We start from the raw sequence: 17,262 nt of genomic DNA on the forward strand, positions 1-17,262 counted from the left end.
TGAAAGTTTCTAACATAAAGATCGCATTTTATGAACGCACTGGAAATAAAAAATGTAAGTAAAACTTATAAAGGTGGCGTTAAGGCATTGAAAAATATGACGCTTAACGTTGAGGAAGGCGATTTTTTCGCTTTGCTCGGGCCCAATGGTGCCGGTAAATCGACCACCATTGGGATTATCAGCTCGTTAGTGAACAAAACTTCCGGCTCGATCAAGGTATTCGGGTATGACCTTGATACCCAGGTGGTGGAAGCGAAAAATCACCTCGGGCTGGTGCCGCAGGAGTTCAACTTCAACCAGTTCGAGATGGTCGAGCAGATCGTGATCAACCAGGCCGGCTACTACGGGGTGGAGAAGTCCCTGGCGCGCGAGCGAGCGGAAAAGTACCTCAAGCAGCTGGACTTGTGGGAGAAGCGTCATGAGCGGGCCAGAAATCTTTCCGGCGGAATGAAACGGCGGCTGATGATCGCCCGGGCCCTGATGCATGAGCCTAAGCTGCTGATCCTTGATGAGCCGACCGCCGGGGTCGATATTGAGCTGCGCCGCTCGATGTGGACCTTCCTGCGCGAGATCAACCGCCAGGGGATCACGATTATCCTGACCACTCACTACCTGGAAGAGGCGGAGATGCTGTGCCGCAATATTGGCATCATCAATCACGGCGTGCTGATTGAGCATACCAGCATGAAAGCCCTGCTGGGTAAGTTGGAAGTGGAAACCTTTATCCTGGATATCAAGCTCAACGGCAACAAGCCGGCGCTGGCCGGGGTGAAGTGGAAATTGCCGGATAACCATACCCTGGAGATCGATGTGCCGAAAGGCACGGGTCTGAACGCGGTGTTCAGCCAGCTGAGCGCGCAGGGGGTGGAGGTGTTGTCGATGCGTAACAAGGCCAACCGCCTGGAAGAGTTATTTGTCAGCCTGGTGGCTGCAGAGAAGAAGGAGCAGGCATGAGATACCAGTACTGGGTGGCGTTTAAAAGCCTGATCACCAAAGAAGTCAACCGGTTTGCCCGGATCTGGGTGCAGACCATGGTCCCGCCGGCGATCACCATGACCTTGTATTTCATTATCTTCGGCAGCCTGATCGGCAGCCGGATCGGTGAGATGGGCGGATTTACCTACATGGAGTACATCGTGCCGGGGCTGATCATGATGTCGGTGATCACCAACTCTTATTCCAACGTGGCGTCGTCGTTTTTCAGCGCCAAGTTCCAGCACAATATTGAAGAGCTGCTGGTCGCGCCGGTACCGAATTATGTCATCATTGCCGGTTATGTCGGTGGCGGGGTGCTGCGTGGCTTGGGCGTCGGCCTGATTGTGTCTGTGGTTTCCTTGCTGTTTGTCGACCTGCAAATTGCCCACCTGGGGGTGATTATCGCCACCGTGCTGATGACCTCGATTGTGTTTTCCTTAGGCGGGCTGATCAACGCAGTGTATGCCAAAACCTTCGATGATATCAGTATTATTCCGACCTTTGTTCTGACGCCGTTGACTTATCTTGGCGGGGTGTTTTATTCGCTGAGCCTGTTGCCGGAGTTCTGGCAGGGGGTGTCGAAGCTGAATCCGATTGTTTATATGGTTAATGCATTCCGTTATGGCTTCCTGGGTGTGTCGGATGTCGGGATTGTGACCTCGTTCAGCGTACTGGGGCTGTTTGTCGCGATTTTGTATGCGATCTGCCACTACCTGATCTCGCGTGGGATTGGCTTGCGTTCTTAATCGTAGCTGATCAGTGAGGTTAAAAATCCCGGCCTGGGCCGGGATTTTTTGTGCTGTTTAGCTGTGGAGTTTATTCTTCCGCAGCGGTAGCCGGCTGAGCCAGATCGATGACCTGGTTGTCGATCAGGCGGGCTTTGCCGAGAAAGGCTGACATCAGAATAACCGCCTGCTGGCTCGACTCGCCGATTGGCTGCAGGGTTGCGGCATCACGGATGTAGATTTCATCCGGCTGCAGGCCGGCTGCTCTGAGCTGATCGTTGGCATCGACAATGATGTCGGCATAATCGGTGCGGCCGCCACGAACCTGGCTGCTGATCCAGCGCATGGTGCGGGCCAGGACCGGCGCCCGCTGGCGCTCATCAACGGTCAGGTAGCCGTTGCGCGAGCTCATGGCCAGGCCGTCCATCTCCCGCACGGTCGGCACGCCGATGATCTCGATATCCATCGCCATGTCGATGACCATCTGACGGATCAGGGCCAGCTGCTGGTAGTCTTTTTCACCAAAACAGGCCAGATCCGGCTGAACGATGTTGAACAGTTTGGTCACCACGGTGGAAACGCCACGGAAGTGGCTCGGGCGCAGGGCACCTTCCAGCATGGTCGACAGGCCCGGAACCTCAACAGACGTTTGGCGATCCAAGCCCTGCGGGTACATGATCTCCGGCGTCGGCGTAAAGACCAGCTCTACGCCTTCATTATTGAGTTTGGCCAGATCGTCATCCAGGGTGCGCGGATAGTTGTTCAGGTCGTCGGCTTTGTCGAACTGCATCGGGTTGACAAAAATGCTCACCACGACCACGTCTGCCAGCTCGCGCGCTTTGCGAACCAGGGTCAGGTGGCCTTCATGCAGGTTGCCCATGGTTGGCACAAAAGCAATCCGGCGGCCGTCACGGCGCCAGGCCCGGATTTGCTCTCGGATCGGGGCAATCTCAGCGAATGTTTGCATTGTTTGTGATTCCTTACTCAAAGGTATGCTCTGGACCCGGGAAGACACCCGCTTCGACTTCTTCCAGGTACTTGGTTACGGCGGCACGCATTTCGCCGGTTTCGGCCAGATAGTTTTTGGAGAAACGCGGCATATAGTTGGCCGAGATGCCGAACATATCGTGCATGACCAGGATCTGGCCATCGGTGACGTTGCCCGCCCCGATGCCGATCACCGGGACATCAACAGCCTGGGTGATCCGCTCGGCCAGGCTGGCCGGGACACACTCGAGCAAAATGATCTGGGCGCCGGCTTTTTGCAGCATAATCGCATCTTTGACCATCTGCTCGGCGTGGTCAGCGTCACGCCCTTGAATTTTATAGCCGCCGAAAATGTTAACCGACTGTGGGGTCAGGCCCAGGTGGGCACAAACCGGCACCGCACGCTCGGTCAGCTTTTCAACGGTTTCTGCCAGCCAGGCACCGCCTTCGAGTTTGACCATGTTGGCCCCGGCGCGCATCAGCTCGGCAGCATTGTCACAGGCCTGCTCGGGCGTGCCATAACTCATAAACGGCATATCCGCCATCAGCAGCGCGTTCGGGCTGCCGGCGCGTACGCAGCGGGTATGGTAGGCGATGTCCGCCACACTGACCGCCAGGGTGTCGGGTTTGCCTTGCAGCACCATCCCCAGGGAGTCACCGACCAGCAACACCGGCACGCTCTGTTGCTCGAACAACTGGGCAAAACTGGCATCATAGGCGGTGACCGATGCAAATTTACGACCTTGTTGCTTCCATGCCATCAGGTCATTAATCGTGATTTTTTTCATAACGTTTCCCTTTCCCTAACACAATGGTGATTTACCCTTGCCAGATGGCCAGGCCATTGCGGTCTACCTGAGTCAGCAGCGTTTGCAGCGCTATCTGATCCGGCAGGATTAAATCCGGGGCAATCTCTGCCAGCGGGTACAGGACAAACTCCCGCACCTTCATGCCATAGTGCGGCACGGTCAGCCGCTCGCACTGATGGACGAGATCGCCGTACAGGATGATATCGAGATCCAGGGTTCGCGGTCCCCAGCGCTCGGCTTTACGTACCCGGCCGTGGGCTTGTTCGATGGCCTGGGTTTGATCCAGCAGCGCCAGCGGGGCCAGCGTGGTGTTAACGGCGACCACGGCGTTGATATAATCCGGCTGGTCCTGCGGCCCCATCGGGGTGCTGCTGTAGAGCGAGGATTCTGCAACCACCTCAACTCTCGGGACGTCTTTCAACGCAGCAATCGCCCGGCGGGCCTGTTCGGCCGGGTTGCCCTGGTTGCTGCCGATTGCGATATACGCTCGGATCATGATGATTTCGCTTGTGGTTTTTTACGGCGTGGCGGACGGCGGCGGCGTCGACGCTGGCTGCTGCCCTCGTTGAGCTCCTGCACCATCTTGCCGCGCTGGTTGCGGTCGGCAGATTGGAAGTCGCGCCACCAGGCACCCAGCGTGGCAATGTCGTTGCCTTCAAACTGGCCGCGCATTTCCAGAAAGTCAAATGCCGCGCGAAATTTCGGGTGCTCCATCATCTTGAAGGCCCGTTTGCCGCTGCGGCGGCTAAAGCGCAGCTGTTGCTGCCAGATGTCGCGTACTGTGGTGGTAAAGCGGCGCGGGATGGCAATGGTTTTGACCTGCTCATCGAGAATATCGTTGGCCGCGACCATAAAGGCATCGTAGTAGGACAGGCCGCCGGTGACCGAGATTTCTTCGGCACGGGTGGTCATCGGGTACCACAGCATGGCGGCATACATAAAGGCCGGGTTGACGCGTTTTTCCTCGGCAATGCGGGCATCGGTTGCGGCCAGGATGTGCTCGATCATCCGCTCGGTCGGGCTGCTGTGATCTTCGGTGAAGTGCTCGGCCAGGATCGGGAATAGCTGCTGGAACAGGTTGTATTCGCGCAGCAGCTTATAGGTCGCCAGGCCGTTGCCCGATTGCAGCAGCTTGAGGCTCTCTTCGAACAGGCGCGCCGCCGGAATATCCTGCAGCAGCGTCGACAGACGCAGGATTGGCTCGGCGGTGTTGGCTTCAATGTCCATGTCCAGCTTGGCGGCAAAGCGCACCGCGCGTAGCATCCGGACTGGATCTTCGCGGTAGCGGGTTTCCGGATCGCCGATCAGACGGATGATCCGATCTTCCAGATCAGGCAAGCCGTTGGCATAGTCGCAGACCGTGAAGTCCTTGATGTTGTAGTACAGGGCATTGATGGTAAAGTCGCGGCGCTCGGCATCTTCATCAATGGTGCCGTAGACGTTGTCACGCAGCAGCATGCCTTCGTGGTTCTGGGCGGCAACCTGTTGTTTGATATTGCCGGCCGGTTTGGTCTCGGCGTGGTGGCCACGGAAGGTGGCAACCTCGATCACATCACGACCAAACAGAATGTGCGCCAGGCGGAACCGCCGGCCAATCAGGCGGCAGTTGCGAAAGAGCTTTTTGATCTCTTCCGGAGTGGCGTTGGTGGCGATGTCGAAATCTTTCGGCTTCTGATCCAATAACAGATCGCGCACGCCGCCACCGACCAGGTAAGCGTCATAACCGGCCTTATTGAGACGATAAAGTACCTTCAGCGCGTTTTCGCTGATATCTTTACGGGAAATACCGTGCTCTTGGCGTTGATAAATTTGCAAGGTCAAGTCCTCGGTAGCATGAGTACTGCTTTGGCGATTCAATACCTTACGGCAAAAGCTGGCTACTCGATTAAAGATAATACACCTCATTTACGTGGCTCGGATGCTATAGACAGCCGCATATCATATATCACGGTCGGGCATTTTAGAATGCCAGCGTGATGGCTGTGGCTTGTGGCAGTCTCCCTACGTGCCAGTTCTGGCACCCCCAGCGCAGGATCGCTTCCCGGCTGCTGTCGGCCAAATCGGCCGGGGGGGTCATCCCTAAAAATGTCATGGCCTGGATCAGCACCGGGTTCGGGTTTTGCTTGTCGATTGCCGGCGCATGATTTTGCTTCGACAGTTTATTGCCGTTTTCGGTCACCGCCAATGGCAAATGAAGATAACTGACTTCCGGCTGACCTAACTGGCGGTAAAGCCCGATCTGACGCCCGGTCGGGTCGATCAAATCAGCCCCGCGTACCACCTCGGTCACACCCTGGGCGATATCGTCCAGAACCACAGCAAGGTTATAGGCATAGAGTCCGTCACGGCGGTGAATAATGAAGTCTTCCTGCGCCAGGGCCGACGGGATTTCAATCCGGCCGTGGAGGATATCATGGAAATGGGTGATCGGGGTATCGACCCGCAATCGGACGGCACTGTTTTCGGCACTGTGGTGGCGGGTTCGGCAGGTTCCCGGATAATAGCCGCCGGCGGCTTTGATTTCTTTGCGGGTACACCGGCAGTAATAGGCTGCGCCGCTGTGCAGCCAGGCATCGATCTGGGCTTGGTACACATCATGGCGTTGGCTCTGGTATAACACCGGGCCGTCCCATTCAAGACCGTAGGCTTCCAGGGTGTGCAGGATATCATCGGCGGCGCCGGGCATTTCCCGTGGCGGGTCGAGATCTTCCATCCGCACCAGCCAGCGGCCTTGCTGGGATTTGGCTTGCAGGTAGCTGCCGAGAGCGGCAACCAGGGAGCCGAAATGGAGCGGGCCGGAGGGGGACGGCGCAAAACGGCCGATGTAGTGGGTGTTTAAACTCATAAACCGATCATACAAAAGGAAAGAGGGAGCTTGCCGCTCCCCCTTCAATGTTACTGTTGCAGATAAATGCCCGGGGTCGATTAGCCCGCCATCTGCTTTTCTTTGATTTCAGCGAGTGTTTTACAGTCGATACACAGCTCGGCTGTTGGGCGCGCTTCCAGGCGACGGATCCCGATCTCAACACCGCAAGAATCGCAGAAGCCGAAGTCATCGTCCTCGATGCGCTGAAGCGTTTTCTCAATCTTCTTGATCAGCTTGCGTTCGCGGTCACGGTTACGTAGTTCAAGGCTGAACTCTTCTTCCTGTGCAGCGCGATCCACAGGATCAGGAAAGTTTGCGGCTTCATCCTGCATGTGGTTTACCGTACGGTCCACTTCTTCACGAAGTTGGTTACGCCAGGCTTCAAGAATTTTGCGGAAGTGCTCTAGCTGAGCTTCACCCATATATTCTTCGCCGGCTTTTTCCTGATAAGGCTCAACCCCAGCAATAGCCAGGATGCCTAGCGATTTTTTAACGTTGCTCTCTGGCATATAGCATCTCCTAATATACCTAATAACCGTCACTGGTTAATTTTGGGCGGTATCTATAGCAGAAAGGGTTATTTGTGGCAATTGCTGCATATCTTCAATTTTATACCAATGTGAAGAAAGCATCATTTTTCACAGCGGTTGATGGAAATCTATGCGGTTGTTTAAGTAGAGCTCATTTTGGTTCAATACCGCTTTGTACCCAATGATCTCAACGCCTGCCTGTTCTGCCTGTTGAATTAACTGATGGTAGACCGGGTCTATATGGTGCGCCGCGGCTACGTTTTCAATCCCCGAATGCAAAATTGCAAAAAAAAGTATGGCTCGGTTTCCATTTTGTGCCACTTCCATCAACTCCCGCAGGTGTTTCTGGCCCCGGGTGGTTACGGCGTCGGGGAAATAGCCCTGACCGTTCTGCAGTAAGGTGACACTTTTTACTTCAATATAGCACGGTGGCTTGTCATCAGCGGTTAACAAAATGTCTATCCTGCTGTTTTCACTACCATACTTCACTTCTGTTCGCAGCGACGAATAGCCTTGTAATTCTGTGATGATATCCCGGTTTATTGCCTCTTCGACCAGGCGGTTGGCGCGGGCGGTATTGACACAAATCCAGTGACCGTCCGGGGTATGGGTCAGCTCCCAGCTGTTGGGATATTTGCGCTTCGGGTTGTCGGAGGTGGAGTACCACACGGTGCTGCCGGGCTCGGCGCAGCCGGTCATTGCCCCGGTGTTGGCGCAGTGGATGGTTTTGATGTCGCCGTCGGGCAGTTCGATGTCGGTCAGAAAGCGTTTGTAACGTTTGATTAATTTTGCAGCCTGCAAAGGTGGGTCAAATTTCATGGCAAATCCTGGTTGTCGGGTTTAGCCGGGGTAAGCGACCACTGTTTCAGGCAACGATAGTGGACTCCGGCCCCCCGGGGGCTGTTGATTTGTTCTGAAATATACAGGCCAAAGCAAGGGATGTGAAACTGCAACGGGGGAATTTCCGGCAGTGATTCCGGGCGGGCCCGCAGATGCTTCTTGAGGGTAATGTGCGGGGTGTAGGGCCGGCTTTCCTGGGGCAGACCGACCTGCTCGGCGATAGACCTGAGGGTTGCGGCCAGCAGCGCAAGCGGATCCGGCAGCGTGCAGCCCAGCCAGATCAGGCGGCTGCGCTTTTTGTATTTCAGCTCGGTAGTGGTGAGGGTAAATGCCGGCACCGCGATCGTGTCGGCCAGCGCGCATAGCTGCGTTTTTTGCGCCGCGGTCACGTTGCCGAGAAAGGATAATGTCAGATGCAGGTTGGCCGTACTGACCGTCCGTCCCTCTCCGGGCAATGTCTGGGCCAGCTGCTTCAATTGGTCAAACGCGGCGCGGTTTTCCTGCGCTGCATCGAAGGGCAGGGCAAAGAAGAGTCGTTCGGGGCGAGGCTCGGATGGGGACTGGGTTTGGGGCGTGGTCTGGGGCATGATCATCTCCTGAGCGGCTGTGTTATTGAGCGGCTATGCCGGGGGCCGGACACCGGGCGATTTTTGTTCAGTCTGGCTGCCAACTTTCTTGTACAATAATCCGCAGCTTCGTTTGAATATGACATAAGGTTTCTACATTGTCACAGCTGCCGATTGATACTGTCCTGCCCTCGCTCCTTGCCCAGCTTGGTGCTTCCTCTCAATTGATCCTTAAGGCGCCGCCCGGGGCCGGTAAGTCGACCCGCCTGCCGCTGGTACTGTTGCAGCAGGGGGGGATAGCCGGGCGGATCATCATGCTCGAACCGCGTCGCCTGGCGGCGCGCAATATTGCGTCATACCTGGCAGCCCAGCTCGGCGAGTCGGTCGGCCAGACCGTGGGGCTGCGGGTGCGTGGTGAGACCAAGGTGAGTGCCTCGACCCGGCTGGAAATTGTCACCGAAGGAGTGATGACCCGGATGCTGCAGCAGGATCCGGAGCTGAACGGAATTGAGTTGCTGATCTTTGATGAGTTCCATGAGCGCAGTATTCATGCCGACACCGCGCTGGCCCTGGCGCTGGAAGTGCAGGAAGCCTTGCGGGACGATCTGAAGTTGCTGGTGATGTCGGCCACCCTGGATCAGGAAGCATTGATCGCTTTGTTGCCGGCGGCGGCGTATCTCGAATCTGAAGGGCGCTGCTATCCGGTTGAGCACCGCTATCAACCTGTGCGTGAGCAGTATCAATTGATTGAAACCACCGCCCAGGCGGTGAGCCGACTGCTGGCCAGTGAGCCAGGATCGATCCTGGTGTTTCTTCCGGGCGCCGGGGAGATCCGGCAACTGGCTGAGCAATTGTCTGAGCGGGTGGGACCGGAGGTGCTGGTGTGTCCGCTGTTTGGCCAGCTCAGCAGCGCGGCGCAACAGCAGGCGATCACCCCGGCACCAGCCGGCAAGCGCAAGGTGGTGATCGCGACCAATATTGCCGAAACCAGCCTGACCATTGAAGGGATCCGGATGGTGATCGATTGCGGCCTGGAGCGGGTGGCACAGTGGGATCCGAAAACCGGGATCAGCCGGCTGGAGCTGGCCCGCATTGCCCGATCGTCAGCCGAGCAGCGGGCCGGCCGGGCCGGGCGTCTGGAACCGGGGATCTGTCTGCGTCTATACAGCGAAGAGATGCTGAACCGGCAACCGGCCACCCCGCAGCCGGAAATCCTGCGCGCGGATCTGACCGCCCTGGCGCTGGAGCTGGCGCAATGGGGCTGCCTTGAGGCTTCAGAGCTGCGCTGGCTTGATGAGCCACCGGCACCGGCTCTGGCTCAGTCTCGCCGCCTGCTGCAGGATTTGGGCGCGTTGACGTCGCGTCATCAGTTGACCGAGGTCGGTCAGCAAGTCCAACGTCTGGGCACCGATCCTCGCCACGGCGCGATGCTGTTACTGGCGCGGGAAAAAGGACGGGCGGCACAGATGACCGCGGCACTGCTGGTGGCGTTGCTGGAAGAGCCGCCACGAGGAATAAACAACCCGGATCTTCATTTTCAGCTTAGCCTGCTGGAGAGCGGCAAGCTGCCGCGGGCCAAGGCATATCTGCAACGGGCCCGGCAGCACTTTCATAAAATTGTCCCTGCGGACTCCGGCGCGGCGAAATCGACGTCGCTTCACGTCTCTGCGGCCTGGGTTGCGCCTTTGATGGCGGCGGGTTATCCGGATCGCATTGCGCTGTCACGGGGACGCGACGGGCGTTATCAGCTGGCCAACGGCCAGGGGGCGATGTTGTCTCCGGATGAGCCGCTGGCTGATGCAGCCATGCTGGTGGTGGCGGATATCGTCAAAACCCGCCAGGGCGACAGCCGAATTTTTACTGCGATTGCCGCCGATCCCGTGCAGCTTCAGGCCGAGCTGCCGCATCTGTTTACCGAACGGGAGTGGCTCGACTGGGATGACAAAAAAGGGCGGCTGACGGCTGAGCAGCATCTGTGCTGCGGGCAGCTGGTGCTCAAGCGTACCGTCATGGCCGAGCCGGATCCGGCCCGGGCCAGCGAAGCGCTGCTCAATGCCATTGTCCGCAAAGGACTGAAGGTGCTGCCCTGGGACGCCCGTGCGGAAAGTTTGCTGGTCCGGGCCCGGTGTGCGGCGGACTGGTTGCCGGAGCTGGCACTGCCGGCGATGGATGAGGTCAGTTTGCTGGCTGAGGCCGAACAATGGCTGCTGCCGTTTATGACCGGGATGACACGGCTCAAGATGATTGAAAAGTTGGATTTGGTGGCGGCGCTGGAGGCGCGGCTGGGTTGGGAGAAAACCAAGGCACTTAATGAAGCTTTGCCGACCCATTATCAGGTGCCGACCGGATCCCGTTATCCGATCCGCTATCAGGTCGGCCAGCAGCCGGCGCTGGCGGTCCGGATGCAGGAAATGTTCGGCGAGCAAGCCTCGCCGGTGATCGCCTATGGGAAGGTGGCGCTGGTGCTGGAGCTGTTATCGCCCGCCCAGCGGCCGTTGCAAATCACCCAGGATCTGGCGGCGTTCTGGCAGGGCTCGTACCGGGACGTGCAGAAAGAAATGAAAGGGCGCTATCCCAAACATGTCTGGCCGGATGATCCGGCCAATCATGCGCCAACCAGAAAAACCAAAAAGTATATGTGATTGGCTGACTGGTCGCCTGGGTGATCAGTGAGGCAAATGTGATTGCTGTGCCGGTACGGATGAATGTGCTGGCCGGGGAAGAATTCGGGAATCGTTGTGAAGATGAAGTTAACCCTGCGGGGACGTGCAGCTGCGCCGCAGAAACCGGGGGCAAAAAAGCCGGGAAGCAAAAAGCCCGCACCGAAGAATCCGGGCGCGAAAAAGCCTGCGGCGACACGAAAAAAAGCACCGGCGAAAAAGGGCAGCCCGCGCAAGCCGCGTAAAAAATCTGCTAAGAAAAACACCTCAAGGATGCCGGGCTGGCTGAAGTGGCTGCTTGGCTTTGGCCTGAAAGTGGCGGTGGTGGTACTGGCGGTCCTGCTGGTGGCCGGGATCTATCTCGATAAGGTGGTTCGCGATAAGTTTGACGGTCAGCTTTGGAATCTGCCGGCTGTCGTGTACGGTCGGGTACTGACGCTGCAGCCGGAGCAGCCGATCACCATTGATGAGGTCAAGCGCGAGCTGGATCTGCTGCAATATCATAAAGTGCGAAACCCGCAGCGGATCGGGGAGTATTCTGCCTCTTCGACCCGGATTGAACTGATCCGCCGGCCGTTTGAATTCGAGGATGGCCACGAAGGAGAGCGCCATATCATGCTGACGTTCTCGGGCAATACCCTGCAGAGTATCGAAGATCTGAGTCGTGAGCGCCAGCTGGGCTATATCCGTATTGAGCCGAAAATGCTGGGGATGCTGGGGACTCAGGAGGGAGAGCAGCGGATCTTCCTGCCGCGGGAGCGCTTCCCGGAAGTACTGGTTGATGCCCTGCTGGTGACGGAAGATCGCGATTTTTATTATCATGAAGGCATCTCGCCGCTGGCGATTGTCCGGGCGCTGCTGGTGAACCTGCAGGCCGGACGGACCGTGCAGGGTGGCAGTACCTTAACCCAGCAGTTGGCGAAGAATATTTTCCTGACCCGGGAGCGGACCCTGCTGCGTAAGATCAGCGAGGCGTATATTGCCCTGATCATCGACTATCGCTATAGCAAAGACCGGATTCTGGAAGCCTATCTTAACGAGATCTACCTGGGACAAAACGGTGGCAAGGAAGTCCACGGCTTCGGGTTGGGTGCCCGGCTGTATTTCGGCCGGCCGCTGCAGGAGCTACGTATCGATCAGCAGGCGTTACTGGTGGCGCTGGCCAAAGGACCATCGTATTACAACCCCTGGCGAAACCCGGAGCGGGCCAAACAGCGGCGGGATTTGGTGCTGCGGCTGATGATGGACAACGGCACACTCAGTGGCGCGCAGTATGAGCAGGCGGCATCCCGGCCGCTGGATGTGCAACGCAAACCGCAGATCGCCAGCCGCCAGCCGGCCTACTTCCAGCAGTTACAGCGTGAGCTGAAGCAGAAAGTGGGTGATAACTTTACCCCGGGTGTCGGGCTGCGGGTGTTCAGCACTTTAGATCCGCTGTCGCAGCAGGAAGCGGAACAGGCGGTGATGGCCCAGGTGCCGCGGCTGGCGAAAAAAGCCGGTGTCTCGGTGGAGACTGCGCTGGTGGCTGTCGATCGCCGCAGTGGCGAGATCCGGGCCATGGTCGGTGGTAGCCGGCCGGGTTATGCCGGGTTTAACCGGGCGCTGGACGGCCGGCGTCAGATTGGCTCGCTGGTGAAACCGGCGGTGTACCTGGCCGCGCTGCGTCAGCCGAAGCTATACTCGCTGGCCACCACGATCGAGGACAAGCCCATCGTGCTGAAAGGCAGCCGGGGCAGTGCCTGGAAACCGCGAAATTACGACCGGCGGTTCCGCGGCGAAGTGCCGCTGTATTATGCGCTGGCGAAATCGCTCAATGTGCCGACGGTGAATCTGGGGATGAAAGTTGGGCTGGGTTCGGTGATCGATACTATGGTGCAGCTCGGCGTACCGCGCGATGAAGTGCCGAAGCTGCCGTCGATCCTACTGGGTGCCTTTACCCTGACCCCGTTTGAAGTGACCCAGATGTATCAGACCGTGGTCAGCGGCGGCCGTAAGGCTGAGCTGACGGCCTTGCGTTCGGTGGTTGATCAGCAGGGGCAGCAGCTGTACCGGAATTATCCCAAAGCAGCCCAGGTGGTCCCGGAGCAGGCGGCCTGGCTGACGACCTACGGGATGAAGAATGTGGTGAGCCAGGGGACGGCGCGCTTTTTGCGGCCAACCTTCGGCTGGGCGGCGCTGGCCGGGAAAACCGGCACCACGGATAATAACCGTGACAGCTGGTATGTCGGTGCCGATGGTCGGGAAGTGGTCACTGTGTGGGTCGGCCGGGATGATAACAAGCCGGTGAACCTGACGGGCTCTGCGGGCGCATTGCGGCTCTACAGCAACTATCTCAAACGCCGCCAGCCGGAGCCCTTGCGCCTGGCCTGGCCGCAAAAACTGACGACGAGTAAATATCAGCGCCAGCCGAACGGCACGTTGCGGTTGGATTGCTCGGGCCAGCAGTCGTTGCCGGTATGGGATCAGGACGGTTCGGCCAAAGCCCATTGCACTCAGAAACAACCGGCCGGCTGGATCCGGGAGATGTTTAGCCAGTAGGAAAACCCAACACGCCGGAGAAATGCGGCGTGTTGTTATACCAATCGCAGTAAATAACTGGTCATTCTAGCGTGTTCAAATGCTCGATAACTGCGTTAGAATTTTTGATTGTAGAATAACTACTTATCTAAAAATTCTGCCTTGTTCTCAAACATTTTTCCGGCGCTATTTCTGATCACTTATTTATTTTGATTGGTATTAGTCATCAGGATCAAAATAGTAAGAGATCCGGATCCGTGGATTGAGGTAGGTGTAAACCTTTTCCGGCAGCTTGCTGGGAGGAATCGCCCGTTCGATCCGCAGATCACTGTCTTCCAGCTCCAGGATTGGCGCCTCATTGGACGGCACGGTCGGATCATAGAGCAGGACATTCGGAAACAGCAGACTTTCGGAGTTCACCGAGATCACCAGCCCTAGCTGCTGATTGGAAAGCTGCACCACACTGCCGGGCGGGTAAACCCCCAGCAGGCGGATCAGCAGGGCAAGGAAGTCGTTGTTGTACTGCTCTTTTTTATTCTTGAACAGATAGGAGAGGGCGCTGTATGGGATCCGGGCCTTTGAGGGATCCTGTGGGTGACATAGGTTGTCGTAAGCATTGACGACGGCAACCAGTTGGGCTTTGAGATCGATGTTAGCGGCAGCCAGCTGGTGGGGGTAACCGCTGCCATCGAGCAGTTCATGATGCTGGCTTAAAATCGGCTTGGCACTGTCGGGAAAGTCTTCAGTCAGGTTGGCCAGATCCAGGCTGTATTTGGTATGCAGTTTGAGGTAATTGTCTTCCGGCTCGGTGAGCGGGGTGGTTTTGCGGGTAATTGCGGTCGGCACTTTGAGTTTGCCCATATCATGGAACAGGGCGCCGAGGGCGATCGCTTTGATGTCTTCGGCCGGCATACCACTGGATTTGGCCAGCATCATCGACATGATGGCAACGTTCAGGGAGTGGAAATAGATGTCTTCTGACTCCTGATTGTCATTCATCAGATGCAGGGCGAGGTTGTCGCTTTCCATCAGGGCATCGACCATCTCCTCAACCAGCTGCTCGGCTTCCTGAATAGCGGTAACCGGACGGCTTTTGATTTTCCCGATAATGGCGCGCAGTTGGGCCATCGAGCGATTGAAATTTTTTTCGCAGCGCTGCAGCTTTCGTTTGTAGTTTTTCAGCCGGTTGATCCGGGACTGCTTTTCCTGCCACAGCTTCTCGGCCTGTTTATCGAGATACTGGCTTTCATCTTCACTGAGTGTTTCGGCCGGGGTCTCCGGATCCAGCGGCTTGGTGTCACTTTTCTCCGGGAGCAGGTAAACGAATTTCACCCCGAGATTTTTGATCAGGCGAATCTGCTGGTTATCTTTGATTTTGAAGTGGTTCAGTAGAAAAGGGTGATCAGTCCACTGTAAGGGGAGCTTGATATAGAGTCCTTCGGTTAAACGCTCTACTGAGAGTTTGATGCTTGCCATTCTTTTTCAGCGCAACCTGTTCTTGTACTTATACTCGAATTTGCCCCGTTGTGACTGATGTACTTTCCCTGATACAGCCCAGTGTACCTGGCAACGGCGTCAACAATTTGGGTGGCATTTATTATTGTAAACTATATCAATCAGCTACCCAATATGACACGAAATGGGTATATAGCGGATTCTTGAGAGGACCGGAGAGTGTATGTATGGCGTAAATAAAGAGATTTAGAATGGGGGGACATGACGCGCAGCGTGAACAACAGGGATAAAAAAGCCTTGTCTTGTGACAAGGCTTTCAAAAGTGGCTCCCCCTGCGGGACTCGGACGGGGCGGCCTCCCGCCTGCGACAATTCGCGCGCAGCGTGAACAATGGGTATAAAAAAAGCCTCGTCTTGCGACAAGGCTTTCAAAAGTGGCTCCCCCTGCGGGACTCGAACCTGCGACATACGGATTAACAGTCCGCCGTTCTACCAACTGAACTAAGGGGGAATTGTCTGTTTCTGTGTTGCTATCGTGACCAGCACCACATTGTAAATAATGGTGCCTCGAGTGCGGAATCGACCGCGCCCGGCCAGGGACCGACACATGATTGCGCAGCAATCACAGAAGGGTTTGGCTATCGTGACCAGCACCACATTGTAAATAATGGTGCCTCGAGGCGGAATCGAACCACCGACACGAGGATTTTCAATCCTCTGCTCTACCGACTGAGCTATCGAGGCAAATGGTGCCGACTACCGGAATCGAACTGGTGACCTACTGATTACAAGTCAGTTGCTCTACCTACTGAGCTAAGTCGGCACACAAAATTGCGTGTTATCAGGCGATGGCCTAACAACGAATTTGGCTCCCCCTGCGGGACTCGAACCTGCGACATACGGATTAACAGTCCGCCGTTCTACCAACTGAACTAAGGGGGAATTGTTTGTTACTGTGTTGCTATCGTGATGAGCACCACATTGTAAAATGGTGCCTCGAGTGCGGAATCGACCGCGCCCGGCCAGGGACCGACACATGATTGCGCAGCAATCACAGAAGGGTTTGGCTATCGTGACCAGCACCACATTGTAAATAATGGTGCCTCGAGGCGGAATCGAACCACCGACACGAGGATTTTCAATCCTCTGCTCTACCGACTGAGCTATCGAGGCAAATGGTGCCGACTACCGGAATCGAACTGGTGACCTACTGATTACAAGTCAGTTGCTCTACCTACTGAGCTAAGTCGGCACACAAAAGTGGCTCCCCCTGCGGGACTCGAACCTGCGACATACGGATTAACAGTCCGCCGTTCTACCAACTGAACTAAGGGGGAATTGTTTGTTACTGTGTTGCGTGTCGCACCACAATGAAAATGGTGCCTCGAGGCGGAATCGAACCACCGACACGAGGATTTTCAATCCTCTGCTCTACCGACTGAGCTATCGAGGCAACGGGGCGCATTAAATCGGTTTTGATCCGTTGCGTCAATGCTTTTTTAGTGAAAACAAACCAAAGTGGCTTTTTTTATGCTGATCGTTCGGTTTTTGAACTTTGCAAGTTCAGCCTGTTTTTGAAGTCATCCTTCAGGGATGGCCCAACGCTTGTTGCTCAAGGTTTAGTGCCCGCGCCAGTGCCGGACGGCGATTGGCGAACTGGCGGTATTTTTCCAATTTGGGCGGGATTTTCTGATCGAACTTTACCGCCCAGTTCAGGGTGTGGGTGAGCAGAATATCGGCCACCGTCGGAAATTGACCGAGTAGGTAGGCTGCTTGATTGAAACGAGATTCGGCAATTTGCACGGCTTTCTTAAACTCCCAAGCGGCGACCGGTAGCATTTCCGGCAGCCGTATTTTCTCCGGCAGGGCGAAGCGGTGCTTGCCCATTGTCCACAGCGGTTGCTCTAATTCGGTGGTGATAAAACTGATCCACTCATGATGGGTCGCGGCTTCTGGTGTCCCGGGTTTCGGTAGCCAGTGCCGGCCATACTTTTCTGCCAGATAAAGACAAATCGCAGCAGATTCGGTCACCACGATTTGATCATCGATCAGGCAGGGGACCTTGCCTGCGGGATTGCGGGCGAGAAACTGCGGGGCGCGGTGCTCATTGTTGTTGAAATCGACTAACTGGTATTCCCATTCCAATCCTAATTCTTCCAGCAACCATGAAACCCGTAAGGAGCGGGTTCGCGGGTAGCCATATAACGTCACCATATCGTCATCCTTGAATATGCCTTGTGTGATTAACCTTAGTCAAAAAGCTCCGAAGGATCGAAGTCCGGCGTATTTTCCTGTTTTAAAGCGGAAATCAAATGCTTTTCGTTGCACATGTT

At 56.3% G+C, this 17,262-nt stretch carries 14 protein-coding genes and 8 tRNA genes; 4 read left to right on the forward strand and 18 right to left on the reverse strand.

Annotation, left to right across the window (positions count from 1 at the left end):
* Window positions 1-30: 30 nt before the first annotated feature.
* Both NNL38_RS01980 and NNL38_RS01985 read left to right on the forward strand, forming a co-directional pair.
* A complete protein-coding gene (locus NNL38_RS01980) occupies window positions 31-954 on the forward strand; it encodes an ABC transporter ATP-binding protein (protein ID WP_255389364.1) in 924 nt (307 codons plus the stop codon).
* Window positions 951-1,721: an ABC transporter permease gene (locus NNL38_RS01985; protein ID WP_255389366.1), complete on the forward strand. Its 771-nt coding sequence runs from the start codon at window positions 951-953 to the stop codon at window positions 1,719-1,721. The genes NNL38_RS01980 and NNL38_RS01985 overlap by 4 nt, the downstream gene beginning before the upstream one ends.
* Window positions 1,722-1,791: 70 nt before the next feature.
* Here the strand turns inward: NNL38_RS01985 and panC are convergent, their stop codons facing one another.
* From panC to thpR, 8 genes are all read right to left on the reverse strand, one after another.
* Window positions 1,792-2,667, reverse strand: coding sequence for a pantoate--beta-alanine ligase (panC, locus tag NNL38_RS01990; RefSeq protein ID WP_255389368.1), 876 nt, complete (start codon window positions 2,665-2,667; stop codon window positions 1,792-1,794).
* Window positions 2,668-2,680: 13 nt separating this feature from the next.
* Entirely contained in the window at window positions 2,681-3,475 is a 795-nt protein-coding gene (gene panB / locus NNL38_RS01995; RefSeq protein ID WP_255389370.1) for a 3-methyl-2-oxobutanoate hydroxymethyltransferase, read from the reverse strand.
* 31 nt (window positions 3,476-3,506) lie between these two features.
* Window positions 3,507-3,992, reverse strand: a complete 486-nt coding sequence (gene folK, locus NNL38_RS02000; protein WP_255389372.1) for a 2-amino-4-hydroxy-6-hydroxymethyldihydropteridine diphosphokinase — start codon at window positions 3,990-3,992, stop codon at window positions 3,507-3,509.
* Complete coding sequence (gene pcnB, locus NNL38_RS02005; RefSeq protein WP_255389374.1) at window positions 3,989-5,401, reverse strand: polynucleotide adenylyltransferase PcnB; 1,413 nt, start codon at window positions 5,399-5,401, stop codon at window positions 3,989-3,991. Before pcnB ends, folK begins: the two co-directional genes overlap by 4 nt.
* Window positions 5,402-5,456: 55 nt before the next feature.
* Window positions 5,457-6,341: a tRNA glutamyl-Q(34) synthetase GluQRS gene (gene gluQRS / locus NNL38_RS02010; protein WP_255389375.1), complete on the reverse strand. Its 885-nt coding sequence runs from the start codon at window positions 6,339-6,341 to the stop codon at window positions 5,457-5,459.
* Window positions 6,342-6,421: 80 nt separating this feature from the next.
* On the reverse strand, window positions 6,422-6,871 hold the full coding sequence (gene dksA, locus NNL38_RS02015; protein WP_255389376.1) for an RNA polymerase-binding protein DksA: 450 nt from the start codon (window positions 6,869-6,871) through the stop codon (window positions 6,422-6,424).
* A 129-nt stretch (window positions 6,872-7,000) separates the two neighbouring features.
* Entirely contained in the window at window positions 7,001-7,711 is a 711-nt protein-coding gene (gene sfsA / locus NNL38_RS02020) for a DNA/RNA nuclease SfsA (RefSeq protein WP_255389377.1), read from the reverse strand.
* Window positions 7,708-8,319, reverse strand: coding sequence for an RNA 2',3'-cyclic phosphodiesterase (gene thpR / locus NNL38_RS02025; RefSeq protein WP_255389378.1), 612 nt, complete (start codon window positions 8,317-8,319; stop codon window positions 7,708-7,710). Before thpR ends, sfsA begins: the two co-directional genes overlap by 4 nt.
* 137 nt (window positions 8,320-8,456) lie before the next feature.
* Between thpR and hrpB the strand changes: the two genes are divergently transcribed.
* Entirely contained in the window at window positions 8,457-10,940 is a 2,484-nt protein-coding gene (hrpB, locus tag NNL38_RS02030) for an ATP-dependent helicase HrpB (RefSeq protein ID WP_255389379.1), read from the forward strand.
* A 102-nt stretch (window positions 10,941-11,042) separates the two neighbouring features.
* Window positions 11,043-13,496 (forward strand): penicillin-binding protein 1B, encoded by a 2,454-nt coding sequence (gene mrcB, locus NNL38_RS02035; RefSeq protein WP_439651384.1) that lies wholly within the window; start codon window positions 11,043-11,045, stop codon window positions 13,494-13,496.
* Between the two features lie 198 nt (window positions 13,497-13,694).
* On the opposite strand, the gene NNL38_RS02040 is transcribed toward mrcB, so the two are convergent.
* The 10 genes from NNL38_RS02040 to NNL38_RS02085 all read right to left on the reverse strand — a co-directional run bounded on the left by NNL38_RS02040 (window position 13,695) and on the right by NNL38_RS02085 (window position 17,143).
* On the reverse strand, window positions 13,695-14,951 hold the full coding sequence (locus tag NNL38_RS02040) for a cyclic di-GMP phosphodiesterase (protein ID WP_255389380.1): 1,257 nt from the start codon (window positions 14,949-14,951) through the stop codon (window positions 13,695-13,697).
* Window positions 14,952-15,364: 413 nt separating this feature from the next.
* Window positions 15,365-15,440: transfer RNA gene (locus NNL38_RS02045), tRNA-Asn, on the reverse strand.
* 157 nt (window positions 15,441-15,597) lie between these two features.
* A tRNA-Phe gene (locus tag NNL38_RS02050) sits at window positions 15,598-15,673 on the reverse strand.
* Window positions 15,674-15,676: 3 nt separating this feature from the next.
* Window positions 15,677-15,752: transfer RNA gene (locus tag NNL38_RS02055), tRNA-Thr, on the reverse strand.
* A 43-nt stretch (window positions 15,753-15,795) separates the two neighbouring features.
* Window positions 15,796-15,871 (reverse strand) — tRNA-Asn (locus tag NNL38_RS02060).
* A gap of 155 nt (window positions 15,872-16,026) precedes the next feature.
* A tRNA-Phe gene (locus tag NNL38_RS02065) sits at window positions 16,027-16,102 on the reverse strand.
* Window positions 16,103-16,105: 3 nt separating this feature from the next.
* Window positions 16,106-16,181 (reverse strand) — tRNA-Thr (locus NNL38_RS02070).
* A 9-nt stretch (window positions 16,182-16,190) separates the two neighbouring features.
* A tRNA-Asn gene (locus tag NNL38_RS02075) sits at window positions 16,191-16,266 on the reverse strand.
* Between the two features lie 40 nt (window positions 16,267-16,306).
* Window positions 16,307-16,382, reverse strand: a tRNA-Phe gene (locus NNL38_RS02080).
* Window positions 16,383-16,516: 134 nt separating this feature from the next.
* Window positions 16,517-17,143, reverse strand: coding sequence for a glutathione S-transferase family protein (locus NNL38_RS02085; protein ID WP_255389381.1), 627 nt, complete (start codon window positions 17,141-17,143; stop codon window positions 16,517-16,519).
* Window positions 17,144-17,262 lie beyond the last annotated feature (119 nt).

Source organism: Photobacterium atrarenae (assembly GCF_024380015.1).
Taxonomy (GTDB): domain Bacteria; phylum Pseudomonadota; class Gammaproteobacteria; order Enterobacterales; family Vibrionaceae; genus Photobacterium; species Photobacterium atrarenae.